Origin of the sequence: Kitasatospora sp. NPDC001540 (assembly GCF_042894345.1) — a bacterium.
Lineage (GTDB): Bacteria > Actinomycetota > Actinomycetes > Streptomycetales > Streptomycetaceae > Kitasatospora > Kitasatospora phosalacinea_C.
The window spans coordinates 270,384-294,442 of the sequence record NZ_JBIAVO010000002.1; the positions used below are offsets into that span (position 1 = coordinate 270,384).

The 24,059-nt window shown below is 75.9% G+C and carries 23 protein-coding genes; 14 read left to right on the forward strand and 9 right to left on the reverse strand.

The window, feature by feature from the left end:
- Positions 1-51 precede the first annotated feature (51 nt).
- Genes ACFY00_RS04155 through modA form a run of 3 tightly spaced genes read right to left on the reverse strand, consistent with a single transcriptional unit; the run spans position 52 to position 2,779 of the window.
- Positions 52-1,143, reverse strand: coding sequence for an ABC transporter ATP-binding protein (locus ACFY00_RS04155; RefSeq protein WP_388026965.1), 1,092 nt, complete (start codon positions 1,141-1,143; stop codon positions 52-54).
- Positions 1,140-1,988: an ABC transporter permease gene (locus tag ACFY00_RS04160; RefSeq protein ID WP_388026968.1), complete on the reverse strand. Its 849-nt coding sequence runs from the start codon at positions 1,986-1,988 to the stop codon at positions 1,140-1,142. Before ACFY00_RS04160 ends, ACFY00_RS04155 begins: the two co-directional genes overlap by 4 nt.
- Positions 1,985-2,779 (reverse strand): molybdate ABC transporter substrate-binding protein, encoded by a 795-nt coding sequence (gene modA, locus ACFY00_RS04165; protein WP_388026970.1) that lies wholly within the window; start codon positions 2,777-2,779, stop codon positions 1,985-1,987. The genes ACFY00_RS04160 and modA overlap by 4 nt, the downstream gene beginning before the upstream one ends.
- A 269-nt stretch (positions 2,780-3,048) precedes the next feature.
- Between modA and ACFY00_RS04170 the strand changes: the two genes are divergently transcribed.
- Positions 3,049-4,407, forward strand: coding sequence for a cytochrome P450 (locus ACFY00_RS04170; protein ID WP_388026973.1), 1,359 nt, complete (start codon positions 3,049-3,051; stop codon positions 4,405-4,407).
- A 119-nt stretch (positions 4,408-4,526) separates the two neighbouring features.
- Here ACFY00_RS04170 and ACFY00_RS04175 read toward each other — a convergent pair whose 3' ends face one another.
- Together ACFY00_RS04175 and ACFY00_RS04180 are read right to left on the reverse strand one after the other, a co-directional pair.
- On the reverse strand, positions 4,527-5,432 hold the full coding sequence (locus tag ACFY00_RS04175; protein ID WP_388026976.1) for a hypothetical protein: 906 nt from the start codon (positions 5,430-5,432) through the stop codon (positions 4,527-4,529).
- 139 nt (positions 5,433-5,571) lie between these two features.
- Positions 5,572-6,279: a hypothetical protein gene (locus tag ACFY00_RS04180; protein ID WP_388026978.1), complete on the reverse strand. Its 708-nt coding sequence runs from the start codon at positions 6,277-6,279 to the stop codon at positions 5,572-5,574.
- Positions 6,280-6,542: 263 nt separating this feature from the next.
- On the opposite strand from ACFY00_RS04180, the gene ACFY00_RS04185 reads away from it, so the two are divergent.
- From ACFY00_RS04185 to ACFY00_RS04205, 5 genes are all read left to right on the forward strand, one after another.
- The gene (locus ACFY00_RS04185; RefSeq protein ID WP_388026981.1) at positions 6,543-7,325 is read left to right on the forward strand and encodes an MHYT domain-containing protein; all 783 of its coding nucleotides are present in this window, start codon (positions 6,543-6,545) and stop codon (positions 7,323-7,325) included.
- A 109-nt stretch (positions 7,326-7,434) separates the two neighbouring features.
- Positions 7,435-9,972: a nitrate- and nitrite sensing domain-containing protein gene (locus ACFY00_RS04190; RefSeq protein WP_388026984.1), complete on the forward strand. Its 2,538-nt coding sequence runs from the start codon at positions 7,435-7,437 to the stop codon at positions 9,970-9,972.
- Entirely contained in the window at positions 9,969-10,370 is a 402-nt protein-coding gene (locus tag ACFY00_RS04195; protein ID WP_033254616.1) for a roadblock/LC7 domain-containing protein, read from the forward strand. The genes ACFY00_RS04190 and ACFY00_RS04195 overlap by 4 nt, the downstream gene beginning before the upstream one ends.
- Positions 10,371-10,409: 39 nt before the next feature.
- A complete protein-coding gene (locus ACFY00_RS04200) occupies positions 10,410-10,835 on the forward strand; it encodes a DUF742 domain-containing protein (RefSeq protein ID WP_388026987.1) in 426 nt (141 codons plus the stop codon).
- On the forward strand, positions 10,816-11,409 hold the full coding sequence (locus ACFY00_RS04205; RefSeq protein ID WP_388026990.1) for an ATP/GTP-binding protein: 594 nt from the start codon (positions 10,816-10,818) through the stop codon (positions 11,407-11,409). Before ACFY00_RS04200 ends, ACFY00_RS04205 begins: the two co-directional genes overlap by 20 nt.
- A 64-nt stretch (positions 11,410-11,473) precedes the next feature.
- On the opposite strand, the gene ACFY00_RS04210 is transcribed toward ACFY00_RS04205, so the two are convergent.
- Both ACFY00_RS04210 and ACFY00_RS04215 read right to left on the reverse strand, forming a co-directional pair.
- The gene (locus ACFY00_RS04210) at positions 11,474-12,565 is read right to left on the reverse strand and encodes a CU044_5270 family protein (protein WP_388026992.1); all 1,092 of its coding nucleotides are present in this window, start codon (positions 12,563-12,565) and stop codon (positions 11,474-11,476) included.
- A complete protein-coding gene (locus tag ACFY00_RS04215; protein ID WP_388026994.1) occupies positions 12,562-13,191 on the reverse strand; it encodes an RNA polymerase sigma factor in 630 nt (209 codons plus the stop codon). The genes ACFY00_RS04210 and ACFY00_RS04215 overlap by 4 nt, the downstream gene beginning before the upstream one ends.
- A 222-nt stretch (positions 13,192-13,413) precedes the next feature.
- On the opposite strand from ACFY00_RS04215, the gene ACFY00_RS04220 reads away from it, so the two are divergent.
- Together ACFY00_RS04220 and ACFY00_RS04225 are read left to right on the forward strand one after the other, a co-directional pair.
- Positions 13,414-14,580 (forward strand): MFS transporter, encoded by a 1,167-nt coding sequence (locus ACFY00_RS04220; protein ID WP_388026997.1) that lies wholly within the window; start codon positions 13,414-13,416, stop codon positions 14,578-14,580.
- 248 nt (positions 14,581-14,828) lie between these two features.
- Positions 14,829-15,671 carry an alpha/beta fold hydrolase gene (locus ACFY00_RS04225; RefSeq protein WP_388027000.1) on the forward strand — a complete coding sequence of 281 codons (843 nt, stop codon included), beginning with the start codon at positions 14,829-14,831 and terminating at the stop codon, positions 15,669-15,671.
- On the opposite strand, the gene ACFY00_RS04230 is transcribed toward ACFY00_RS04225, so the two are convergent.
- Positions 15,658-16,341 (reverse strand): DUF2306 domain-containing protein, encoded by a 684-nt coding sequence (locus tag ACFY00_RS04230; protein ID WP_388027002.1) that lies wholly within the window; start codon positions 16,339-16,341, stop codon positions 15,658-15,660. The genes ACFY00_RS04225 and ACFY00_RS04230 overlap by 14 nt on opposite strands.
- Before the next feature lie 190 nt (positions 16,342-16,531).
- Between ACFY00_RS04230 and ACFY00_RS04235 the strand changes: the two genes are divergently transcribed.
- From ACFY00_RS04235 to ACFY00_RS04250, 4 genes are all read left to right on the forward strand, one after another.
- Positions 16,532-17,686, forward strand: a complete 1,155-nt coding sequence (locus ACFY00_RS04235; protein WP_388027003.1) for a sensor histidine kinase — start codon at positions 16,532-16,534, stop codon at positions 17,684-17,686.
- Complete coding sequence (locus ACFY00_RS04240) at positions 17,683-18,411, forward strand: response regulator (protein ID WP_388027005.1); 729 nt, start codon at positions 17,683-17,685, stop codon at positions 18,409-18,411. Before ACFY00_RS04235 ends, ACFY00_RS04240 begins: the two co-directional genes overlap by 4 nt.
- A 58-nt stretch (positions 18,412-18,469) precedes the next feature.
- Positions 18,470-19,474 carry a hypothetical protein gene (locus tag ACFY00_RS04245; RefSeq protein ID WP_388027006.1) on the forward strand — a complete coding sequence of 335 codons (1,005 nt, stop codon included), beginning with the start codon at positions 18,470-18,472 and terminating at the stop codon, positions 19,472-19,474.
- Between the two features lie 177 nt (positions 19,475-19,651).
- Positions 19,652-20,077 (forward strand): hypothetical protein, encoded by a 426-nt coding sequence (locus tag ACFY00_RS04250; RefSeq protein WP_388027007.1) that lies wholly within the window; start codon positions 19,652-19,654, stop codon positions 20,075-20,077.
- On the opposite strand, the gene ACFY00_RS04255 is transcribed toward ACFY00_RS04250, so the two are convergent.
- Entirely contained in the window at positions 20,064-21,509 is a 1,446-nt protein-coding gene (locus ACFY00_RS04255; protein ID WP_388027009.1) for a cation:dicarboxylate symporter family transporter, read from the reverse strand. The genes ACFY00_RS04250 and ACFY00_RS04255 overlap by 14 nt on opposite strands.
- Positions 21,510-21,677: 168 nt before the next feature.
- On the opposite strand from ACFY00_RS04255, the gene ACFY00_RS04260 reads away from it, so the two are divergent.
- The gene (locus ACFY00_RS04260) at positions 21,678-23,363 is read left to right on the forward strand and encodes an ATP-binding protein (RefSeq protein WP_388027010.1); all 1,686 of its coding nucleotides are present in this window, start codon (positions 21,678-21,680) and stop codon (positions 23,361-23,363) included.
- The gene (locus ACFY00_RS04265) at positions 23,360-24,052 is read left to right on the forward strand and encodes a response regulator (protein WP_388027013.1); all 693 of its coding nucleotides are present in this window, start codon (positions 23,360-23,362) and stop codon (positions 24,050-24,052) included. The genes ACFY00_RS04260 and ACFY00_RS04265 overlap by 4 nt, the downstream gene beginning before the upstream one ends.
- The last annotated feature ends 7 nt before the right edge of the window (positions 24,053-24,059 follow it).

Here is a 24,059-nt window from a genome sequence, read left to right on the forward strand (position 1 = left end):
CTGCCTGCGACGTTCGAGGGCGGCGAGGGCGGGGCCGGGGGCTCGTGGGGGTCAGGCCGGGTAGGCGTGGGTCTGGGTGGCCTTGACGGCGGCCCAGACGCGGGTGCCGGGGGTGAGGTCGAGGTCGGCGGCGGCGGTGGGGGTGAGGTCGGCGGCGAGCGGGAGCGGGCCGGTGAGGTCGACCCGGAAGCGGTCGCCGTGCAGGTCGAGCCCGGCGACGGTGCAGGGGAAGAGGTTGCGGGCGCTGGTCTCGGGGCGGTGGCGGTGCAGGGTGACCGCGTCGGGCGGGAAGGCGACGAAGGCCGGGCCGGTGAGGTCCTCGTCGGTGGCGAGGACCTGTCCCTCGGGGAGGGTGACGCGGCGGCCGTCGGCGGTGCCCTGGTAGAGGTTGAGGCCGACCAGCCGGGCGATGTAGTCGGTGCGCGGGTGCCGGGCGACCTCGGCGGGGCGACCGCTCTGGACGACCCGGCCGCCCTCGACGACGACGAGGCGGTCGGCGAGCACCATGGCGTCCAGCGGGTCGTGCGTGACCAGCACCGCGACGGCCTCGAACTCGGCGAGGCGGCGCCGCAGTTCGGCCCGGACGTCGAGCCGGGTGCGGGCGTCCAGGGCGGCCAGCGGCTCGTCCAGCAGCAGCAGGCGGGGGCGGACGGCCAGGGCGCGGGCCAGGGCGACGCGCTGGGCCTGGCCGCCGGAGAGCTGCGCGGGGCGGCGTCCGGCGTGCTCGGCCAGGCCCATCCGCTCCAGCCAGGGCAGCGCCGCGGCCCGGGCGGCGGCCCGGCGCAGGCCGCGGGTGCGCAGGCCGAAGGCGACGTTGTCGAGGGCGGACAGGTGCGGGAAGAGCAGGTAGTCCTGGAAGACCACGCCGATCGGCCGCCGCTCGGCGGGCCGGAACAGGCCGTCCGCGGGGGAGTCCAGCGGCGCGCCGTCCAGCCGCAGGTACCCGTCGGTGAGCGGCAGCAGCCCGGCCAGGGCGCGCAGCGCGGTGGACTTGCCCGCGCCGTTCGGGCCGAGCAGGGCGAGCACCTCGCCGGGTTCGGCGCTCAGCGGGACGTCCAGGGTGAACGCGCCGCGGGAGACGGTCAGCCGGGCGTCCAGGGCGGGACGGGCGTCGGGGGCGGGGGCGGCTTCGGAAGGCTTCACGGGGTCGACATCCAACGGTCGCGCAGCCCGGCGAGGACGGCGACGGAGACGGTGAGCAGGACCAGGCTGAGCGCGATCGCCGCCTCGGGGTCGGACTCCATGGCGAGGTAGACGGCCAGCGGCATGGTCTGGGTGCGGCCGGGGAAGTTCCCGGCGAAGGTGATGGTCGCGCCGAACTCGCCCAGCGCCCGGGCCCAGGCCAGCACCGCGCCCGCCCCGATGCCCGGGGCGACCAGCGGCAGGGTGACCCGGCGGAACGCGGTCAGCCGGGAGGCGCCCAGGGTGGCGGCGGCCTCCTCGTAGCGCGGGTCGGCGGCGCGCAGCGCGCCCTCCACGCTGATCACCAGGAACGGCATCGCGACGAAGGCCTCGGCGACCACCACGCCGGTGGTGGTGAAGGGGAGGGTGACGCCGGTCCAGGCGTCCAGCCAGCGGCCCAGGACGCCGTTGCGGCCGAGCACCAGCAGCAGCGCCACGCCGCCGACCACCGGGGGCAGCACCAGCGGCAGGGTGACCAGGGCGCGCACCAGGCGCCGTCCGGGGAACTCGGTGCGGGCCAGCAGCCAGGCCAGCGGGACGCCCAGCAGCAGCGAGACGCCGGTGGCCAGGGTCGCGGAGAGCAGCGAGAGCTTGAGCGCCTGCCACACCTCGGGGCCGGTCAGCAGCGCGGGCAGCGAGCGCCACGGGGCGCGGACCAGCAGCCCCAGCAGCGGCAGCACCAGGAAGGCGAGGCCGAGCAGCGCGGGCAGCAGCAGCGCGGCCGGGGCCCGCCCGGCCCCCCGGGGCCGCCGCCGGCCCCGGGGGTGCGGTGCGGGGGTGGTGCGGGGGGTGTCCGGGCCCGTCACGGCGCCTGGAAGCCGGCGTCGGTGAACACCCGGCGGGCGTCCGCGGAGCCGAGGTAGCCGAGGAACGCGGCCGCGCCGTTGGCGTTGGACGCCTTGCCCAGCGAGACGACCTGGTAGTCGTTGACGGCCTGTGCGGCCTCGGGGAAGTTCACGCCCTCGATCTTGCCTGAGTCGGCCTTCACGTCCGTCTGGTACACCAGCGACGCGTCGACCTCGCCCAGTTCGACCTTGGTCAGGGCGCCCTTGACGTCCTGCTCGTAGGTGGCGGGGGTGAGCTCCACGCCCGCGGCCTTGAGCGCGGTGACGGCGGCGGCGCCGCACGGCACCTCCTTGGCGCACAGCGCGGTCTTGACGCCCTTGAGGTCCTGCAGGCCGCCGATGTGCTTCGGGTTGCCCTTGGCGACGGCGATCTCCAGGGTGTTGCGGACGAACACCGTCGGGTCGCCGCCGGTCAGCTTGGCGTCGGTGACGGTCTTCATGGTGGCCGGGCTGGCCGCGGCGAACACGTCGGCCGGGGCGCCGGAGACGATGCTCTGGGCGAGCGCGGAGGAGCCGCCGAAGTTGAAGGTCACCGTGGTGCCCGGGTAGGCGGCCTCGAAGCGCTTGCCGAGCTCGGTGAAGGACTCCTTCAGCGAGGCCGCCGCGAACACCGTCACGGTGCCCTTGACCTCGGGCCGGGTCTGGGCCGGGTTGACCGAGGCGGAGCCGCCGCCGGAGCTGGTGCACGCGGTCAGGCCGACCCCGAGGGCGAGGACGGCGGAGGCGGCGAGGAGGCGTCTGACGCTGCGCATGGATGGTTTCCCCTGGTCGTGTGGGCGTGGCGGGCGAGGAGGTGAGGGTGCGATCAGGTGATCATAGTGCCGCAGCTGCGGGGCTCAAGACTGCTGTCTCATCGCACAAGCGACCTTAAGGTGAACTTAAGGGTTGCATGTGCAATGCCTCAAGCCCGCCCCGTCCCGGACCGGGGCACCCTCGCGCCCCACCACCCGCCGGGGGATACTGACGCGGTTTCAGCGGACCTCCCACGGAAGGGGGTTCGCCCACCGACGGAGGGGATCCCTTGACCGCCACCCGCGTGCCCGGCCCGCCCGGCCTGCCGCTGATCGGCTCGCTGCTCGACCTCAAGCGCGACCCGCTCGCCACCTACCTGGCCGCCCACCGCGACCACGGCGACGTGGTCCGCATCCAGGCCGGCCCGCCCGGCCTGCGCGCCGAGATCTGGATGGTCTTCTCGCCCGAGGCCGTCCAGCAGGTGCTCGCCACCGACGCCGCCAACTTCCGCAAGGACAACGTCTTCTACGGCGAGATCCGGGAGAGCTTCGGCAACGGTCTGCTCACCTCCCAGGACGCCGACTACCTGCGCCAGCGCCGCCTCGTCCAACCGCTGTTCACCCGCAAGCGGGTCGACCGGTACGCCGACGCGATCGGCGCCGAGACCGAGGCCCTGGTCGCCCGCTGGGCCGCCGCCCCCGACGCCACCGTCGACCTCGCCGGGGAGATGAACCGCTTCGCGCTGCGCACCGTCTCCCGGATCCTGTTCGGCCAGGACGTCGAGGAGGCCGTCGAGACCGTCCACCACGCCTTCCCGGTCCTCAACGGCTTCGTCCGCGACCGCGCCTTCTCCCCGCTGCGACTGCCCCGCCGGTGGCCGCTGCCCGGCCACCGCAAGGCCCTCGCCGCCGAACGCACCCTCTACGAGGTGTGCGACGGCATCATCGCCCGCCGCGCCGCCCAGGGGGAGGGCGGCTCCGACGACCTGCTCGGCCTGCTCGCCGACGCCCGCGGCGAGGACGGCGAGCAACTGGACGCCACCGAGCTGCGCGAACAGGTGCTGATCTTCCTGCTGGCCGGGCACGAGACCACCGCCACCTCGCTGGTCTTCGCCCTCCACCTGCTCGGCAAGCACCCCGAACAGCAGGCCCTCGCCCACCGCGAGGTCGCCGACCTGCTCGCCGACGGCCGCCGACCCACCGCCGCCGACTACGCCGAACTCCCGTACCTGACCCGGGTGCTGAAGGAGGCCATGCGGCTCTACCCGGCCGCGCCCGCGGTCGGGCGGCGCGCCGTCGCGGACACCGTGATCGCCGGCGTCCCCGTCCCGGCCGGGGCGGACGTGCTGGTCGCCCCCTACGTCACCCACCGCCACCCCGGCCACTGGGAGGACCCGGAGCGCTTCGACCCCGACCGCTTCACCCCCGAGCGCGAGGCCGCCCGGCACCGCTACGCCTGGTTCCCGTTCGGCGGCGGCCCGCGCGCCTGCATCGGCCAGCACTTCTCGATGCTGGAGTCGGTGCTCGCGCTGGCCGCGCTGCTCCGCGCGTTCGAGGTCACCGCGGTCGACACCGACGTCCCGCTGGGCCAGGGCATCACCCTGGAACTCGGCGGCCCGGTCCGGGTCCGCCTCACCCCGCGCGGTTAGGCCCTGCCCGGGTCCGCCTCACCCCGCGCGGTCGGGCCCTGCCCGGCCCAGGCCCTCCGGGAACGCCGGACGCCCGCCCGGCAGCGCTGCCGGGCGGGCGTCGGTCGGGTTCGCGCGGGTCAGCTGTGGGTGCCCCGGCGGCGGCGCAGGGCCACCAGGATCCCGGCGCCGAGCACCAGGGCCGCGGCACCGCCGACGGCGATCCGCTCCGTGTCGCCCGCGCCGGTCTCGGCGAGCTCGGCGTTCAGGGGGGCGGCCTGCGCGGTCGTCCGCGCAGCGGTCGGAGAAGCGGTCGGCGCAGTGCTCGACGCGCCCGCGGTGGCGGTGGCGGTGGCCGTCGCCGTGGCCGACGCGGTGGCCGTCGCCGAGTGCGAGGGCTGGGTCGACGGCGCGGCCGTCGTGGCGCTGTCCACCACGGTGAAGTCGTGGAACGCGTACCCGGTGAACTGCGTGCAGACCCCGGTGCCGTTCTGGTTGGACGCGGGCTTCTGATCGGCCGCGTCCCACGGGATGAACGTGTCGCTGTCGTCCTCCAGGAGCGCCGACCCGCCGCTCTCCGTGGCCTGGTAGTTCCCGACGGGCGCCTTGGCGGTGGCCGCGATGCGGAGCGAGAGCGTCAGCGAGGCGCCGTCCGGGATCTGGTACATGCCGGAGTCGATGATGGAGGACAGGTCACCGGTGCCGAAGTCGACCTTCTTCCACGCGCCGCCGGGAGCCTTGATCTCGACGGCGAAGGAGCCGGCCGGCAACGGGTTGTCCAGGTAGGCGACGTAGAGCGAGGTCCGGAAGTCCTTGACCTCGTGGGCCACCGAGTTCCGGAAGGTGACGGTCGACTCCACGGCCGGGCCGCCCTTGACCAGCTCGGCGGGGAATCCCGGCCAGGTGGTGGCGAGTTCGGGGTGGTTCTGGACGCCGCCGAAACACGGCGCCTTCAGGGTCTCGGTCGCCGACGCGGTGGCGGCGCCGAGGCCGACCGCGGCCGTGGCGAAAGCCGCCGACGCGGCCACCAGACGAATGGAGCGCATGGGAACATTCCCCCCAGGAACGTAGCGGAACGGGCGTCTCGCCCGTGGAAGTCACGGTGCGAACCGTGTCGTGCGCGTGAACGATACACACGCGCACGACGGCACGGTGCGGGTGGGGCGCGGTCCGGCCCGTCCGGGCTCAGTTGCCGCCGAGCCGGGCCAGGCAGAGGGTGTACGAGCTGCTGCCCCGCGTCACCACGTACGAGGCGACGCGGTCGGGGAACGCCGCGCAGGCGGTGTCGGAGGAGGACTCCACCCGGCCCAGCACCTTGTACTGGGCGTCGGGGCCGCCGCAGTCGACGACCGAGACGTCCGGCGAGAAGACCGTCCCGCTGTTGTGGACGCAGTCACCGGCCGACGCGTAGTCCGGGTCCTGCTGGACGTTGTAGACGATCGCGCCGACCGCCACCACGGGGATCAGCAGGCCGAGGATCTGCGGGCGCAGGTACAGCGGGCGGCCCACGGGCAGCGGCGTGCCGGGGGCGCCCGGGGCGGGCGGCGCGAGCTTGCGCAGCTTGAGCCAGGTCACCAGGTTCATCAGCATGGTGAACGGGTTGATCAGCGAGGAGGCCAGGCCCCACCAGCCCTGCCACAGGCTGTTGGCGGTCATCCGCCGGACGGTCGCCGTCCCGCAGTCCCGGCAGAACGGGCCGGGCAGGCGCAGGAACTTCATCATCACCAGGAAGCCCTGGTGGCCGCGGACCGTGACGTCCAGGGCGGGCACCGAGCCGCAGAAACGGCAGTGCGGCCGGGTCGGGTCCGCCTGGTACGGAGCACCCGCGGCGTACGGGAACTCGCCCCCAGCGTACGGAGACTCGGTCTGCTGGGGCGGGACGGGTATGGACACGCTGTTCCTCAGGGAAGTGGTTCGGCGGGGAAGCAGGCGGAGATTACCGGGCCCGGCCGACAGCGCGCAGGGGTTTTCCGGGGTCGCCTCGCACCGGAGCGGCGGGCGAGCACACCTCGTCGGGCCATTCGAGCACATAACCCCCACAGAGCGGGGTGCTTTTCACATCTTCCGGTGACCATTCATCAGCTCTGGGTAGCGTCCACGGTCCCTGGAACACGAGAGCGGGGCGAGCGGCGGACGCCCCCCGCAGGAGGCACCCGATGGGATCGATGGACCACTTCAGCTTCGGTTGGCTCACACCGACGCTCTCCTACGCGATGGCCTGCGTCGGCGCGGCCCTCGGCCTGCGCTGCACGCTGCGCGCGCTGTCCGCCACCGGCGCCTCCCGGCGGAACTGGCTGCTCACCGCGGCCGCCGCGATCGGCTCCGGGATCTGGACGATGCACTTCGTCGCCATGTTCGGCTTCACCGTCGACGGCACCGACCTGCGCTACGACGTGGCGCTGACCATCCTCAGCCTGCTGGTCGCGATCGCCGTCGTCGGCCTCGGCGTGTTCGTGGTCGGCTACGGGCGGCACCGCGGCCGCAGCCTGCTGCTGGGCGGGCTGACCACCGGCGTCGGCGTCGCCGCGATGCACTACCTCGGGATGTCCGCCGTCCGCATCCACGGCGAACTGCGCTACCAGGTCGGCACCGTGGCGCTGTCCGTGCTGATCGCGGTCGGCGCCGCCACCGCCGCGCTCTGGGCCGCCGTCACCATCCGCAACGTGTACGCGGCCGCCGCGGCCTCGCTGGTCATGGGCATCGCCGTCAGCTGCATGCACTACACCGGCATGGCCGCCGTCCACGTCCACATGGAACCCGCCCGCACCGGCCTCGGCGGCGCCACCCCCATGCAGTTCGTCTTCCCGCTCGCCGTCGGGCTCGGCTCCTTCCTCTTCCTCACCTCCGCGTTCGTCGCCCTCTCCCCGACCGCGCAGGAACGCGCCGCCTACCGCGAGGCGGGCGAGCTCACCGTCGAGGACCTCGGCCGCGCCGCCTGAGCCCGACGCCGTACGCCGGTCGCCCCGTACGCCAGCCGTCCCCGTCCGGGCGCTCCCGCACGCCCGCCGCCGCCCCGACGACCCCGTAGCCCGAAAGGCCGCCACACCCATGCGCGCAAGCCGAGGCACCTCCCGCAGCGGACCGCCCGCCCCCAGCACCCCGCGCGGACCGGCCCGCACCCGACCCGGTGCACCCCGGCGCGGGGCCCACGCCGGGCCGCCCGCCGACGAGACGCCGATCGCGCTGCCCGCGCCCGTCCGGGTCGGCCTGCGGCCCCGGACCGTCCGGGCCCGGATCGTGGCCGTGCTGATGGTGCCGGTGGTGTCGGTGATGGCGCTGTGGGCGTTCGCCACCGTCACCGCCGCCGAGGACGTCTGGGAGCTGCTGCAGGTCAAGCAGGTCGACGCCACCCTGCGCACCCCGCTCGACCGCACCGTCGCCGCCCTGCAGGCCGAACGCGCCGCCGCCGGGCAGCTGTCGGCCGCCCCCGGCGCCGACCAGGAGGCCGCCCTGCGCGCCGCCGCCCAGGAGACCGACCGGGTCGCCGCCCCGCTCACCCTCGCCCCCGGCTACAACCGGGCCGACGCCGAAGGGCTCGGCCCCGAGGCCGCCGACCGCCTCGACACCCTCGCCCGCGCGGTCGCCGCCCTCCCCGCGCTGCGCGGCCGACTGCTCGACCGCAGCATCCCCTGGAACGACGCCTACCTCGTCTACACCGCCGCCGTCGACGACGCCCTCGCCACCACCGGCTCGCTGACCGCCCTGCAGGACCACCGGGTCGCCGCGGACGCCCGCGTGCTGCTGGAGTTCGCCCGCTCCCGCGAGCAACTCGCCCGCGAGGACGCCCTGTTGCGCACCGCCCAGCGCAGCAGGCAGCTCACCGAGGCGCAGTACCGGCAGATCGTCCAGGCCGGGTACGCCCGCGCCCAGTTCGAGCAGACCGCCGTCCCCGACCTGCGCCCCGCCGACCGGGCCGCGCTCGCCGCCTTCACCGGCGGCCCCCAGTACCAGGAACTGCGCCGCTACGAGGAGCAGTTGCTCAACGCCTCGAACCCGTCCGACGCCCTGCAGAGCGTCCCCGAGAACCGCTGGGCCGCCGTCGCCGACGCCGTCGCGCACGCCCTGACCGACGTCGAACGGCAGGCCGGCGCGGCCGCCGCGGAACGCTCGAACCCGTACGCACTGGGCCTGTTCAGCACCTCCGGCGCCACCGTGCTGCTCGGCCTGGTCGCCGTCCTCGCCTCGCTGCTGATCTCGGTCCAGATCGGCCGCGGCCTGGTCGCCGAACTGCACGCCCTGCGCAACTCCGCCCTCGAACTCGCCGGACGCAAACTCCCGGCCACCATGCGGAGGTTGCGGGCCGGGGAGGAGGTCGACGTGGACGCCGAGGTGCCCCCGCGCGACCACGGCGGCGACGAGATCGGCCAGGTCCACCACGCCCTGGACAGCGTCCAGCGGGCCGCCGTCACCGCCGCCGTCGAACGCGCCGAGGTGCTCTCCGGGGTCTCCGGCGTCTTCGTCAACCTGGCCCGCCGCAGCCAGGTCCTGGTGCACCGCCAACTCACCCTGCTGGACGCGATGGAGCGCCGCACCGAGGACCCGGCCGAACTCGACGACCTGTTCAAGCTCGACCACCTCACCACCCGGATGCGCCGCCACGCCGAGGGCCTGATCATCCTCTCCGGCGCCGCCCCCGGCCGCGCCTGGCGCAAGCCCGTCCCGCTCACCGACGTGGTCCGGGCCGCCGTCGCCGAGGTCGAGGAGTACGCCCGGGTCGACGTCCACCGCCTCCCGCACGCCGCCGTCACCGGCCCCGCCGTCGCCGACCTCACCCACCTGGTCGCCGAACTCGTCGAGAACGCCACCGGGTTCTCGCCCCCGCACACCAAGGTCCAGATCCGCGGCGAGCAGGTCGGCAACGGTTACGCCCTGGAGATCGAGGACCGCGGCCTCGGCATGGGCCCCGAGGCGCTCGCCGACGCCAACCGGCGGATCGACGCCAGCGAACAGGTCGACCTCTTCGACAGCGACCGCCTCGGCCTGTTCGTGGTCAGCCGCCTCGCCAAGCGGCACGGCGTCAAGGTCGCCCTGCGGCCCTCCGCGTACGGCGGCACCACCGCGATCGTGCTGCTGCCCACCGACCTGCTCGACCAGCGCGGGAGCGAACCCCAGCCGGACGAACGGGAGTTGGTCACCGTTCCGGAACTCCCGCCGACGGCAAGGCCGTTGGCATCCTTCCCGGCACAGGCGCAGGTCCAGGCGCAGGCACGGGCGCAGGCTCCGGCCGGGTCGTTCCCGGCTCCGCGCCCCGCCGCCCCGACGGCTCCCGTGACGCCCGTGGCGCCCGCGCCGTCCGTGCAGGCGCTGCCCTCGCTGGTCGTGCCCGCCGAGCAGGAGGACGAGCTCCCGCGCCGGGTCCGGCAGGCCAGCCTCGCCCCGCAACTGCGCGAGGCCCCCGAACCGCCCCGCCCCGGCCCGCGCCCCGCCGGGCCCGCCGACCGCGACCCCGAGCAGGCCCGCTCCGCGATGACCGCCTTCCAGCGCGGCTGGCAGCGCGGCCGCGGCGACAACCCCGGCGGCAGCGGTGACCCGTACGACCACCGCACCGACCACCACCCCCACGACAGAGGAGACCGCGCCCGATGATCGGCACCACTCGCCAGAGCGGCGAACTCAACTGGCTCCTCGACGAGTTGGTCACCCGGACCGCCCGGGTCAGGTTCACCGTCATGCTCTCCGCCGACGGCCTCCCGATGGGCAACTCCACCGGCCTCGGCCGCGAGGACGCCGAACACCTGGCCGCCGTCGCCTCCGGCTTCCACAGCCTCGCCAAGGGTGCCGGACGGCACTTCGACGGCGGCGAAGTGCGGCAGACCATGGTCGAGTTGGAGCGCGGCTACCTGTTCGTCGCGGCCGCCGGGCAGGGCTCCTGCCTGGCCGTCTTCGCCGAGCCCGACGCCGATCTCGGCCTGGTCGCCTACGAGATGGCCCGCCTGGTCCGCCGGGTCGGCGAACACCTGCACGCCGCGCCGCGCGGCTACTAGACCGCACCGAAATCCCAGCAGAAGAAGGGGAGTCAGCCGATGGCCTACCCGCCCCGGGAGTACCTGCCCGGCACCCCGTTCGGCTACCCGCCGCCGCCCGACCGCCCCGTCCAGTGGTACGACGAGGACGCCGGACCGATGGTCCGCCCCTACGCCCTCACCAAGGGCCGCACCCGCCCCGGCCAGCCCTTCGACCTGATCGCGCTGGTCGTCACCGACATCCCCGACCCGACCGTGCTGCCGGTCGGGCCCGAGCAGATCGCCATCCTGGAGATCTGCCGGGGCAACGCCCTGTCCGTCGCCGAGATCGCCGCCGACCTCGACCTGCCGCTCGGCGTGGTCCGGGTCCTGCTCGGCGACCTGCTCGACGGCGAGCACATCCGGGTCAGCCGCCCCGTCCCGCCCGCCCTCCTCCCGCACGAACACATCCTCCAGGAGGTCATCCATGGGCTTCGCGCCCTCTGACAGCACCGACCTCGCCCTGAAGATCCTGGTCGCCGGGGGCTTCGGCGTCGGCAAGACCACCCTGGTCGGGGCCGTCAGCGAGATCAAACCCCTGCGCACCGAGGAGCAGTTGACCGCCGCCGGAGCCGAGGTCGACGACCTCGGCGGCGTCGAGCGCAAGACCACCACCACCGTCGCCATGGACTTCGGCCGGATCACCATCCGCGAGGGCCTGTCCGTCTACCTGTTCGGCACCCCCGGCCAGGACCGCTTCTGGTTCCTCTGGGACGAACTCGCCCAGGGCGCCCTCGGCGCCGTCGTCCTCGCCGACACCCGCCGCCTCACCGACTGCTTCCCCGCCGTCGACTTCTTCGAGCACCGCGGCATCCCGTTCGTGGTCGCCGTCAACCGCTTCGAGGGCAGTCGCTCCTTCCAACCCGCGGACGTCTCACGGGCGTTGGACCTCGACCAGGCGACCCCCGTGGTGCTCTGCGACGCCCGCGAACGCGCCTCCGGCAAGGACGTCCTGATCAGCCTGGTCGAGCACGCCGGGAAGGTGCACGCGGCCCGGGTGCTGGCCCAGGCCCGCAGCTGAGGCCCGGCGGTTCCCCGTCCCGTCCCGGTGCCGAGCGGTCACCGGGACGGGACGGGGCGGCCGGTCAGCGCTCCTGGCCGACCCGGTCGACGATGCGCTCCTCCAGCGCCGCCGTGGTGTAGACCGCGCTCCGGTCCGCCGCCAGCTGCGCCGCGGTGGGCTCGCCCACCGGCGGGGCGCCGTCCGGGCCCACCGGCGGGAGGTACTTGAGCAGCACCTCGCGCAGCCCCAGGTAGGCGCCCGTCCGCGCGTCGAAGATCAGGGCCACCCGCTGGGTGCCGTTCATGCCGACCACGGCCACGCCCCCGCGGCCCTCCGCGTCCACCTGGTCGGTCACCACCGAGGTGCCCGGGAGCATCGCCGCCGCCCGCATCAGGGCCCCGGCCACCGCCGGGGGAGCGGAGACGTTCTGGAAGACCGTCTGGATGTCCGCGAAGGCCAGCTGGTTGCGCTGGGCCTCCGTCATCGCCGAGGGCGGGGACACCTGCCGGGAGCGGTCGGCCGCCAGCAGCAGCTGCTTCAACGCGACCGGGTCGGTGGGCAGCGAGGCGAGGAACCGGTAGGTGATCCGCGCCGGGAAGCCCGGCTCCACGCGGACGCCGTCCTGCACGAACAGCCGCTCGGGGGTCGGCTCGATCGCGTTCGGGTCCCGCCCCGGGCGGGTCATCTGCGGATCGATCACCCCGCCCTCGGCCTGCCCGTCGACGGACCACCAGATCCTCCGCTCGTGCCGCGGCCACTGGCCGCCGTCCTGGACCTCCCTGGTGTAGGTGAACTGCCCGTCCCGCACCCCCGGATCGGGTCGGGCGGCCACGGCCGCGGCCGCCCGGTCGAGCAGCCCGGCGGCATCGGTCGGCTCCGGGGCGGGCGCCGACGGCGAGGGCGGTGCGGTGGCGGCGGACGGCGAGGCGCTGCCGCCCCGGGCCGGGCCGACGGGCGCGGGCCGCGCGCCGGGGTGCCCGGGCAGCAGCAGGGCGCCGGCGGCCACCGCGGTGACCGCCAGCGGCGACGCCACCAGCCACACCAGCCTCCGGCGCGGGGCCCGCCCCGCGCGCTCGGTGCGTTCGGCGTGCTCGGCTCGGCCGATCTCGTTCATCAGGTGCTCCTTCAGCAACCGGTGGCGGTCGGCGGCGAGCATCTCGGGCCTGTCGTTCATCGGATGTCCCCCTGCAGCGACCGGGCCGCGACGGCGCGACCCTCCCGTACCTGTCCGGAGCCGTCCGCCGGTTCCGGGCCTCCCGCCAGTTCCTCCTCGGCGAGCGCGCGCAGCCGCCCCCGGGCCCGGGAGAGCCGGGAGCGCACCGTGCCGACCGGCACGCCCAGCGCCTCCGCCGCCGAGGCGTAGTCGAGCCCGACCCACACGCACAGCCGGAACACCTCCCGCTCGCCGCGCCGCAACCGCCCCAGCGCCCGCCGGACGGCGGCCAGCCGGGCGCCGTCGTCGAGCCGGGTGACGAGTTCCTCGGTGAAGTCGGGCACCGCCTCCCGCTCGGGCAGCCGGGCCAGCGCCGCCCGGTGCCGACGCCCCGCCCGGGCGGTGTTGCGCAGCACGTTGGTGGCGATGCCGAACAGCCAGGGCCGCAGCGACCCGCCCTCCTCGTGCAGCGTGCCGCGCAGCCGCCACGCCTCCAGGAAGGTCAGCGAGACGACGTCCTCGGCCGCCGCCCAGTCGCCGAGCGTCCGCAGCGCGTACCCGTACACGGCGTCGGCGTGCTCGTCGAAGAGCTCCCCGCACGCCCCTTGGTCCCCGGCGCGCAACCGCGCCCGTATCGAGAGTTCCACGTCCCCTCCTGTCCGCAGCCGCCCCGGAGTTCCCGCCCCGGCGGGGGAAACCCGGGTGCCCGGCCCGCGCGACAGCCCCTACCATGACGGACGTGTTCCCCACCCGTGACTAGGACCCCGCACCGCGACCGCCGCCCGCCGCACCCGGCGCCGCGGTCGCTCCGGCGTCCCCGTCCACCGGCGCACCGCGTGCGCCGTCCCCGTTGAGGAACCCCCTTCGCCATGTCCACGTCCTACCTGGCCGTGCTGCGCACCCCCGGTGCCGCCCGGCTGATCCCCGCCGCCCTGCTCGGCCGCCTCTCCTACGGCACCGTCCCGCTCTCCCTGCTGCTCGCCACCGCCGACACCACCGGCTCGTACGCCCGGGCGGGCTGGCTGATGGCCGCGTTCTCCGCGGTCAGCGTCCTGCTCTTCCCGTTCCGCGCCGGGCTGGTCGACCGGTACGGCCCGCGCCGGGCCCTGTCCCCCATGGCGGTCGGCTACGCGGCCGCCCTGCTCGCCCTGACCGCCGCCACCTGGCGCCCCGGCACGCCGTACGGGGCGCTGCTGCTGCTCGCCACCGCCGCGGGCGTCCTCGCCCCGCCGCTCGGGCCGGTCACCCGGGCCCAGTGGAGCCTCCTCGCCACCGACCCCGAACTGCGCCGCCGCGCCTACAGCCTGGACACCGTCGCCGAGGAACTCCTCTACGTCACCGGCCCGCTGCTGGCCGGCCTGCTCGCCACCACGGCCCGCCCCGCCCTCGGCATCCTGCTCAGCGCGGCCCTCGCCCTCACCGGCACCCTCGCCCTGGCCGCCGTCGCCACCCCCGTCCCCGCCACCGCCACCGGCGCCGCCCCGCCGCCCCGCTCCGGCACCCGCCGCCTGCTCGACCGGGCCCGTCAGCCCCTCTCCGCCGCCGCGGGCGCGGGCGCGGGCCTCGCCGCGTTCTCCCTGCTCGCGGCGGTCTTCGCCGCCCGGCACGGCCGACCCGCGGACGTCGCCTGGATCGAGGCGGCCCTCGCCGCGGGCAGCGCCACCGGCGGACTCGTCCTCGGCGCCACCGACTGGCGGGCCCCCGCCGCCACCCGCCTCACCGTCCTGACCGCCGCCCTCACCACCGCCCTCGCCCTCGCCGCCCTCGCCCCCACCCTCCCGGCCCTGGCCGCCGTCGCCGCCCTGACCGGCCTCACCGTCGCCCCCACCCTCACCACCGCCTACCTCCTCACCGACGAACTCGCCACCCCCACCGAACGCACCCGTGCCGGAGCCTGGGTCAACACCTCCTTCAACGCGGGCAGTTCCACCGCCACCGCCCTCACCGGCACCCTCCTCACCCACCTCCCCCTCCCCACCTGCCTCCTCCTCGCCGCCACCCCACCCCTCGCCGCCCTCGCTCTCCGCCGACGGTAGGGAGACCCCGCCAGAGAGCCCCGCCAGAGAGCCCCGCCAGGGGCTCGGGGAACGGCGAGTCCGTGCTGCTGGCGGCCGGAGCCCATCGATGTGTCCGTGCTGCTTCGGGCCGTAGTAACAGAACCCGAAGCCACGGCGCGCACCGGCAGTGCACCGCCAGCAGCTCCGAGCCCGCCGTTCCCCGGGCCCCTGATTGCTCCCGCCCCGTTCGCCGATGAGTTCCGGCCGCGGGAGTCGTCCAACCCGGTATGACACGCATCGACGTCAACGGAACCACCCTGGGCATCGAGTCGTTCGGCGACGACCGCGCCCCGCTGCTCCTGCTCGCGGGCGGGACGACCATGCTCTCCTGGCCCGACGGGCTGTGCGGGCGCCTCGCCGCCGGAGGCCGTCGCGTGGTGCGCTACGACCTGCGCGACAGCGGCGAGTCGGAGACGGTCGACCCGGAGGCGCCCGCGTACACCCTGCGGACCCTCGCCGCGGACGCGGCGGCCCTCGTCGACGCGCTCGGCGGGGGCCCCGCGCACCTCGCGGGGATCGGCGTCGGCGGGATGGTCGCGCAGGTCGCGGTGCTCGACCACCCGGGCGCGTTCTCGGCGCTCACCCTGGTCGGCACCCGTCCGGTCGCCCCCGGCCCGGTGGACGCGGACCTGCCCGAGCACGACGGGCCGACGATGGGACGGCTGTTCGCGCGTCCGATGCCGGACTGGGCCGACCGCGCGGCGGTCGCCGAGTTCGCCGCCGCCGGGGCGGAGGTCCTCGGCAACGACCCGGTCGCCGCGCGCGCCACCGCCGCCCGGATCTGGGACCGCACGCCCGGCACCGCGCCCGCGGTCCAACTGGCCAACCAGCTCGGCCTGGTGTTCTCCGGGCTCGACTGCGCGCCCCGCTGGCGCGAACGCCTGCCGGAGATCGGCGTCCCCGCGCTGGTCGTGCACGGCGCCCGCGACCCGTTCTTCCCCCTCGGCAACGGCGAGGCGCTCGCCCGGGAGATCCCGGGGGCGCGGCTGCTCGTCCTGCCGGAGGCGGCGACGGCGCTGCCCGCGGCGGCGGTCGACGAGGTCGCCGCCGCGATGCTCAGGCTTCCCTGACGGTGACGGTGACGGGGCCTGCGGCGGGGGCGCCACGCAGCAGCTTCTCCGCGACGGCCAGGTTGAGGATCCAGGAGGCCCAGGCGCCGGAGGTGTAGACGACGGCGGCGGGCAGGCCGGTGGAGGAGAGCAGGACGAGCCAGAGGCGGAAGGTCACGGCGGTGAAGATCAGGGCGTAGGAGCGGAGCATCCACCTGCGGTGGGCGGCGGTGCGGCCCCGGCGGGCGTGGTGGACGCCGAGGGCGGTGCTGGTGAGGGTGAGGACGTCGAGCAGGGCGAAGCCGAGCGGGGAGAGCGGCGGGTGGAGGCCGTGCGGGGCGATGAGCAGGCCGCCGACGCCCAGCGCGGCGGTGGCCAGGACGTAGGCGCGGCCGGTCCGGCGGTGCAGGGCGGGGCGGCGGGCGCGCAGGCCGGGCAGGAACTGGAGCGGGCCGAGGGAGAGGGCGAGGACGCCGCCGCCGACGTGCAGCAGGAGCGGGGCGAGGTGGGCGAGGTAGACGGTGCGCTGCTCGGCGAGGAAGGTGTCGGGGTCGAGGGTGAAGTAGCGGGCCGAGAAGGCGGCGACCAGGAGCGCGAGGGTCGGGACGGCGATCCGTCCGGCCCGTCGCAGGGCGCCGGACTTCGGCGCGGCGGTGGGGAGTTCGGTCACGTCGGGGCGGTGCGGTGTCATGGCGTGGACGCTACGGAGCGCCGTCGGCCTGCGGCGTCCCCCCGCCGGGGTCCTCGCCCGTACCCCAGCTGGGGTACGACCCGGACGCGCCCCGGAGGTTCGCCGCCGCCGGGCCCGGTGGGCGGCGCGGTCGGGTAGGTTCTCCCCGGCCGCGCCGCCCCGCCCCCACCAGCACCGAGGACACCGCACGATGCCGCCCACCGTCGTCAGCAGACTCCGACTCCCCACCCTCACCCGGGCGTTGGGCCTCCTCCCGGCCCCGCTCGCGGACGTCGCGCCCGCCGCGGTGCTGTGCGGGGCGATGCTGGTCGAGCGGTTCGGGGCCGCGGCCCGGATCGGTGACCGGATGCCGCTCGCGCTGGCCCTGACCGGGCTGCTCGCCGCCGCGGTCGCGGCCCGCCGCCGGGCCCCGCTGGCGGCGTACCTGCTGGCGACGCTGGCGCTGGCGGTCGAGGCGCAGGCCGTCGCGCCGAGCCCGATCTCGCCGTACGCCAACCTGCTGGGGGCGTACGCGGCGGGCCGGTACGGGGGGCGCGGGCGGGCCTGGTGGGGGCCGCCGCTGGTGGTGGTTGGGGTGGTGGGCTACTTCGCCGGGCAGGACGTCGAGGCGGTGATGCCGGCGGGCGTGCTGGCGGTGTGGCTGGCGGTGTGGGCGTTCGGCTGGGCGGGTGCGTACCGGCTGGCCGAGCAGGCCGCCGAACGGCGGCGTGCCCGGGCGGAGTTGCTCGCGGAGGAGCGCAACCGGATCGCCCGCGAGGTGCACGACCTGGTCGGGCACTCGCTCAACCTGATGCTGGTGCAGGCCGGTGCGGCCCGCCGGTCGATCGACCGCACCCCGGAGCGCAGCCGCGAACTGCTGGTGGAGATCGAGCGCACCGGGACCGACGCGCTCGGCGAACTCGACCGGGTGCTGGGCCTGTTGCGCGGCACAGCACCCCAACCCCCGCCCGGCGCACCGGAGAACGATCCGGGTGTCGCCGAACTGCCGCGCCTGGCCGAGCGGATGACGCAGGCCGGACTGGCCGTCGTACTGCACCGCGACACCCCGCCGCTGCCCCCGGAGCAGGACCGCTGCGCGTACCGGGTCGTCCAGGAGGCGCTGACCAACGCGCTGCGGCACTCCGGCGCCGGGCACGCCACCGTCCGGATCGTCGGGCGGGACGACGGCACCCTGATCGAGGTCGCCGACGACGGCTCCGGCCCGCCGCCCGGCCACCGCCCCGGCCGCGGTCTGACCGGCATCGCCGAACGCGCCGCCCGCCTGAACGGCACCGCCCGGCACGGGCCCGGGCCGGACGGCGGCTTCCTGGTCCGGGTCGTCCTCCCCACCGGGGACGGACGGTGAACGCCCCCGCCCCCGGTGTCGTCCCCGGTGTCGCCCCCGCCCCCGTCCGGGTGCTGATCGCCGACGACGACCCGCTGCTGCGCGCCGGGCTCGCCGTGGTGCTGGGGACCGCCGACCGGATCGAGGTGGTCGGCCAGGCCGAGGACGGGCTGCGGGCCGTCGAGCTGGCCCGGGCGCTGCGGCCCGACGTGGTGCTGATGGACGTCCGGATGCCCGGCTGCGACGGCGTCGAGGCCACCCGCCGACTGGCCGGGTCGCCGAGCCGGGTGCTGGTGCTGACCACCTTCCACCACGACGCGTACGTGTGGGGCGCGCTGCGCGCCGGGGCGGCCGGGTTCCTGCTCAAGCGGGCCTCGCCGGAGCGGCTGATCGACGCCGTGCACGCCGTCGCGGCCGGGGAGGCCGTCCTCGACCCGGCCGTCACCCGCGACCTGCTCGACCACCTGCTGACCGCCCCCGCCCCGGAGCCCCCCGCGGGCGGTCCGGGCCCGCTGGCGGCGCTCACCGTCCGCGAGCGCGAGGTGCTGCGGCTGGCCGCCGAGGGCCACCCCAACGAGGAGATCGCCGCGCTGCTGCACCTCGCCGAGTCCACCGTGAAGACGCACGTCAAGCGGATCCTCGGCAAGCTCGGCGCGCGCGACCGCTCGCAGGCGGTGGCCGCCGCCTACCGGCACGGGCTGATGGGGCCGCGGCCCGGCCGTCCGACCGGGCCGGGTGCTCCGTGACACTCCGTCACCGACGGGGTGCCAGGGCAACGCGGCGGTACGGTCGTACATTGAGCGGATGATCGTGGAGAACGGGCCGGGGCCCGCGCGGCCGCTGCGCTACGGGTGGGGCCCGTCCGGGCGGCGGCTCGCCGAGCAGGGACGCTGGGAGGAACTGCTCCAGCGCTTCCGGCTGGCCAGGGCCCTCGGCGACCCGCTGTCCGGACCGCTCGGCCACCTCGTCGCGTACGGCGCGCCCGCGCCCCTCGCCGCCCGGCTCTTCGACCCCGACGGCGGCCCGGGCGCCCCCGCCACCACCGCCGACCACGACGCCGGACCGCTCTGGGAGGTCCTGGCCACCCGCCACCCCCGCCCCGTCCTCGACGCCCTCCCGCTGCCCCCCGCGATCCGCCGCCTCGCCGCCCACACCCGCGCCCTGCTCGGCGAGGAACCCGGCGACGGGCCCGGCGGCGGCCCCGGCGGTGGCCCCGGCGGGAGCGCGGCCGACGAGGGCGGCGTGCCGTACCGGCTGCTGCCCTGGGAGGACGGCGGCTGGGAGCGCGACACCCGGGTCCGCGAGTACCTGCCCGGCGGCGGCGCCCGTCGCGCCCTGCACCTGGCCCCGCCCACCCGCGAGGGGCTCGCCGTCCTCGAACTCCCCAACCCCGGGAGCAGGTTGACCGGAGTCGCGGCCACCGGCGCGCTGGCCGCGCTCTCCGACTGGACCACCGCCGTGTGCGTCCGCGGCCGCGCCACCGACGCCGTCGCCCAACTCGCCGCGGGCCCCGAAGTCACCGGCGGCCACCTCCCGTTCGCCGCGCTCTACCCCGCCCTGGTCCACCTCGCCTCCGCCCGCCCCGACCGCGGAGCAGCCCAAGGCCGTCTCGCCGTCTGGCAGTTGCTCGCCGCGATGGACGGCACCCCCACCCCCGACCGCGCCGCCGCCGACGCCCTGGTCGCCCGCCTGCGCTGCCTCGCCTGGACCGAACCGGCCGACGACCTCCGCCACCTCCACCTCGCCCTCGAGGACCCGGCCACCGGCCTCGCCTGGGCCCTCTCCGGCACCACCCCCGACCCGGCCTGAGCGAGTAGCTCCCATCAGGGGCTCGGGGAACGGCGAGCACGGGTCTGCCGGCGGTGCACTGCCGTTGCGTGCGGTGGCTTCGGGTTCTGTCACCCCGCGAACCGTCTGCCGAAAGCTTCCGGGAACCGCCGAACCCCCGCGCGCGTGGAGGTGGTTGATCACGCGAGCGGAGGCCGGATGGGAACGACGGTGCTGGGCTGGAAGGGCTGGCGGGTGCCGGCGAACGGGTGCGCCTGGGTGCCGTTGGCGGTGGCGTTCGGGGTGTGGGCGGCACTGCGCGGCAGCGGCCTCGCCGGCGAGGCCTGGCACTGGTGCCTGACGCAGAACGCCGAGGGGCTGCCGGGCCGGTTCTGGCCGAAGGCGGCGGTGACGGGCGTCTGCGTGGTGGCGGTGCTGCTGGTCGCCGCCCCGCTGTCCCGCCTGCCGGGCAGCGCCTGGTGGCTGTGGCCGGTGCTGCTGCTGGCCGGGTACGCCCTGGCCGCGCTGTACGCGTACGGGATGGGCGCCCCGGCGGACGTCCCGGCGGGGGTGGAGCCGGACTGCGACCCGATGCCGCGCTGGCCGTTCGGCCCGTCGTACTTCGAGTGGCTCAGGAGCCGGTGACCGGCTGCTCCGCGGCAGGTGCGCCGGACTGCGCGGGCAGTTCGGCGGCCGCGGTGGCCGTCGCGGCCGCGGTGGCCGTCGCGGCCGCGCCCTCGTCGTAGGAGAGCGCGCCGGACAGCACGGACGCCAGCCGGTCGCGGTCGAGTTCGCCGGTCCAGTGCCCGATCAGGACGGTGGCGACCGCGTTGCCCGCGAAGTTGGTGAGCGCCCGGGCCTCCGACATGAAGCGGTCGATGCCGACGATCAGGCCGACGCCGTCGACGAGTTCCGGCTTGTGCGACTGCAGGCCGCCCGCCAGGGTGGCCAGGCCCGCGCCGGTGACGCCCGCCGCGCCCTTGGAGGCGAGCACCATGAACAGCAGCAGGGAGAGCTGCTCGCCCAGTGACATCGGCTTGTCCATCGCCTCGGAGACGAAGATGGACGCCATGGTGAGGTAGATCGCGGTGCCGTCCAGGTTGAAGCTGTAGCCGGTCGGCACGGTGATGCCGACCACCGGGCGGCTCACCCCGAGGTGCTCCATCTTGGCGATCAGCCGGGGCAGCGCGCTCTCCGAGGAGGAGGTGGAGAGGATCAGCAGGAACTCCCGCCCGAGGTAGCGCAGCAGGGCGAACACGTTCACCCCGGCGGCCAGCCGCAGCAGCAGGCCCAGCACCACGACCACGAACAGCACGCAGGTGACGTAGAAGCCGATCATGATCACGGCGAGGCTCTTCAGCGCCGCGGTGCCGGTGGCGCCGACCACCGCCGCCATCGCGCCGAACGCGCCGACCGGCGCCACCCACATGATCATCGACATCACCTTGAACACCAGTTTCTGCAGGTGCTCCACCCCGCGCAGCACCGGCGCCCCGGCGCTGCCCATCGCCTGCAGCGCGAACCCGACCAGCAGCGCCACCAGCAGGGTCTGCAGCACCTGGCCGGAGGTCAGCGCCGACACCAGGGTGGTCGGGACGATCCCGAGCAGGAACTCGGTGGTCGACTCCGCGCCCGCCGCGGCCTGCGCGTGGCCGGACTTGGCGAGCGCCGCGGTCAGGTGCAGCCCGCTGCCGGGCTCCAGCAGGTTGCCGACCAGCAGGCCGATGCCGAGCGCGACCGTCGAGGTCAGCAGGAAGTAGCCCAGGGCCAGGCCGCCGACCCGGCCGACCTTCGCGGCCTTGGTGACCGAGCCGACGCCCAGCACGATCGTGCAGAAGATCACCGGGGAGATCATCATCTTGATCAGGTTGACGAACCCGGTGCCCACCGGCTTCAGCTCCACCGCGAACCCCGGCGCCGCCAGGCCCACCACCACGCCCGCGACCACCGCGGCGATCACCGCCAGGTACAGGTAGTGGGTGCGGTCGGACCTCCCGGTGCCGGGCTTCCCGGTCCCGGACCTCCCGGTCCCGGGCTTCCTCGCGCCGGGCGGCGTTCCGTGCTGGGTCGGCTCCATGCTCGCGGCTCCTTCGCCGTAGGCTCGGTGGGGGCTCGGGCCCGATGGGTGGCGGGCCGCGGCCCGACTATCCGGCCCGGCCGCGGCCGGGGCACGCTTGCGGTCATAGCGTTCACGCCGCCGCCCCGGCCCTCCGCGCAGGGCCTCCGGGCGTGCACACTGGTCGGCATGGATCCGACCGGCGCGCCGCCCCCGCCCCGCCGTCGGCGCAGCCTGGCCGGGCGGCTGTTCGCCGTCCAGGTGGTGATCGTCGCCGCCGTGGTCGCGGGCGGCGCCGTGCTGGCCTACCTGTTCACCGCCCACCGCGCCGAGGACGCCGCCCTGCGGCAGGCCACCGCCGTCGCCCTCGCCGTCGCCGACACCCCCACCGTCCGGGAGGCCGCCGACCGGCCCGACCCCAGCACCGTCCTGCAGCCGTACGCCGAGCGGGTCCGCACCGACACCGGCGTGGACTTCGTCACCGTGATGGCTCCCGACGGCACCCGCTGGACCCACCCCGACCCGGCCAGGATCGGCCTCCCCTTCCTCGGGCACACCGACCGGGCCCGGGCCGGGCAGACCCAGCACGAGACGTACACCGGCACCCTCGGCCCGTCCGTCCGGGTGGTCACCCCCGTCCTGGACGACCGGCACCGCGTGGTCGCCCTGGTCAGCGCGGGCATCACCGTCGACAACATCACCGCCCGGTTGCGCACCCCGCTGCTCGCCCTCACCGGCGTCGCCGCCGCCGCGCTCGCCCTCGGCGCCACCGCCAGCTACCTGCTGGCCGCCCGGCTGCGGCGGCACACCCACGGCATGGACGCCGAGCAGCTCGCCCACCTGTACGACTACCACCAGGCGACGCTGCACTCCGTCCGCGAGGGCCTGGTGCTGCTCGACCGCGAGCACCGCGTCCTGCTGTGCAACGACGCCGCCCGCGAGCTGCTCCAACTTCCGCTGGAAGCCGACGGATTGACGGTCCGTCAGCTCGACCTGCCGGGGTCGCTCACCCGGGCGCTGGAGAGCGACGAGCCCGTCCGGGACGAGGTGCACCTGACCGCCGAACGCGTCGTGCTGCTCAACACCTCCCCGGTCGGGCCCGGCCTCGGCAGCGTGGTCACCCTCCGCGACCACACCGAACTGCAGGGTCTCACCGGCGAGTTGGACAACGTCCGGGGCATCGCCGCAGCCCTCGACGCGCAGGCCCACGAGGCCGCGAACCGGCTGCACGCCGTCGTCTCGCTGATCGAACTCGGCCGCCACCGCGAGGCCGTGGAGTTCGCCACCGCCGAACTCGCCCTCGCCCAGCGGCTCACCGACCAGGTCGTCGGCGCCGTCGCCGAACCCGTGCTCGCCGCCCTGCTGTTGGGCAAGGCCGCCCAGGCCGCCGAACGCGGCGTCGACCTCGCCCTCACCGAGGACAGCCGGATCGACGACGGCGTGCTCCCCGAGCGCCTCACCCCGCGCGACCTGGTCACCCTGCTCGGCAACCTGCTCGACAACGCCATGGACGCCGCGATCGAGAACGCCGCCCACGCCGCCCCCGCGGTCGCGGTCACCGCCCGCACCGAGGACGGCCACCTGCTGCTGCGGGTCGCCGACACCGGCCCGGGCCTCGACCCCGCCGCCGCCGAGGACGTCTTCCGCCGCGGCTGGACCACCAAGCAGCACGGCCGCGGCCTCGGCCTCGCCCTGGTCGCCCAGACCGCCCGCCGCAACGGCGGCGAGGTCCGGATCGACCGGGAGGACGGGCCCGGCGCCGTGCTCACCGTCCGGCTCCCGCTCCAGCGCACCGGGCCCCAGCATGCCGAACCCCGGCGCACCGAACCGCAGCGCACCGAACCGCAGCGCACCGAAACGGACACCGCCCCGTGACCGACCGGCCCATCCGCGTCCTGGTCGTCGAGGACGACCCCGTCGCCGCCGACGCCCACGCCCGCTACGTCGCCCGCACCCCCGGCTTCGCCGTCGCCGCCGTCGCGCACTCCCGTGCCGCCGCGCTGCGCGCCCTGGACGCCCACGCCCCGGTCGACCTGCTGCTGCTCGACCTCTATCTCCCCGACGGCCACGGCCTGCAACTGTGCGCCGCGCTGCGCGCCGCCGGGCACGGCGCCGACGTCATCGCCGTCACCTCCGCCCGCGACCTCGCCGTGGTCCGCCGGGCGGTCAGCGCGGGCGTCGTCCAGTACCTGCTGAAGCCCTTCGGCGCCGCGGCCCTCGGCGACCGCCTGCGCCAGTACGCCCGCTACCGGGCCAACCTCGACCGCCCCGGCCAGGCGCTGGGCCAGGACGAGGTCGACCGGGCGCTGGCCCTGCTCCGCGGCGCCGACCGCAGCAGCCTCCCCAAGGGCCTGGCCGCCGACACCCTCGACACCCTCGCCGCCGCCCTGCGCACCGCTCCCGACGGCCTCTCCGCCGCGGCCGCCGCCGAGGCCACCGGCGTCTCCCGGATCACCGCCCGCCGCTACCTCGAGCACCTGGTCACCACCGGCCACGCCACCCGCGAACCCCGCTACGGCCAGGTCGGCCGCCCCGAACTCGGCTACCGCTGGAAGGACGCCTGAGGGCCCG

Coding starts and splice junctions, on each gene's coding strand:
- modA (WP_388026970.1), bottom strand. CDS start 2,779: ATGCGCAGCGTCAGACGCCTCCTCGCCGCCTCCGCCGTCCTCGCCCTC.
- ACFY00_RS04175 (WP_388026976.1), bottom strand. CDS start 5,432: ATGCGCTCCATTCGTCTGGTGGCCGCGTCGGCGGCTTTCGCCACGGCC.
- ACFY00_RS04185 (WP_388026981.1), top strand. CDS start 6,543: ATGGGATCGATGGACCACTTCAGCTTCGGTTGGCTCACACCGACGCTC.
- ACFY00_RS04190 (WP_388026984.1), top strand. CDS start 7,435: ATGCGCGCAAGCCGAGGCACCTCCCGCAGCGGACCGCCCGCCCCCAGC.
- ACFY00_RS04195 (WP_033254616.1), top strand. CDS start 9,969: ATGATCGGCACCACTCGCCAGAGCGGCGAACTCAACTGGCTCCTCGAC.
- ACFY00_RS04200 (WP_388026987.1), top strand. CDS start 10,410: ATGGCCTACCCGCCCCGGGAGTACCTGCCCGGCACCCCGTTCGGCTAC.
- ACFY00_RS04205 (WP_388026990.1), top strand. CDS start 10,816: ATGGGCTTCGCGCCCTCTGACAGCACCGACCTCGCCCTGAAGATCCTG.
- ACFY00_RS04210 (WP_388026992.1), bottom strand. CDS start 12,565: ATGAACGACAGGCCCGAGATGCTCGCCGCCGACCGCCACCGGTTGCTG.
- ACFY00_RS04220 (WP_388026997.1), top strand. CDS start 13,414: ATGTCCACGTCCTACCTGGCCGTGCTGCGCACCCCCGGTGCCGCCCGG.
- ACFY00_RS04225 (WP_388027000.1), top strand. CDS start 14,829: ATGACACGCATCGACGTCAACGGAACCACCCTGGGCATCGAGTCGTTC.
- ACFY00_RS04230 (WP_388027002.1), bottom strand. CDS start 16,341: ATGACACCGCACCGCCCCGACGTGACCGAACTCCCCACCGCCGCGCCG.
- ACFY00_RS04235 (WP_388027003.1), top strand. CDS start 16,532: ATGCCGCCCACCGTCGTCAGCAGACTCCGACTCCCCACCCTCACCCGG.
- ACFY00_RS04245 (WP_388027006.1), top strand. CDS start 18,470: ATGATCGTGGAGAACGGGCCGGGGCCCGCGCGGCCGCTGCGCTACGGG.
- ACFY00_RS04250 (WP_388027007.1), top strand. CDS start 19,652: ATGGGAACGACGGTGCTGGGCTGGAAGGGCTGGCGGGTGCCGGCGAAC.
- ACFY00_RS04255 (WP_388027009.1), bottom strand. CDS start 21,509: ATGGAGCCGACCCAGCACGGAACGCCGCCCGGCGCGAGGAAGCCCGGG.
- ACFY00_RS04260 (WP_388027010.1), top strand. CDS start 21,678: ATGGATCCGACCGGCGCGCCGCCCCCGCCCCGCCGTCGGCGCAGCCTG.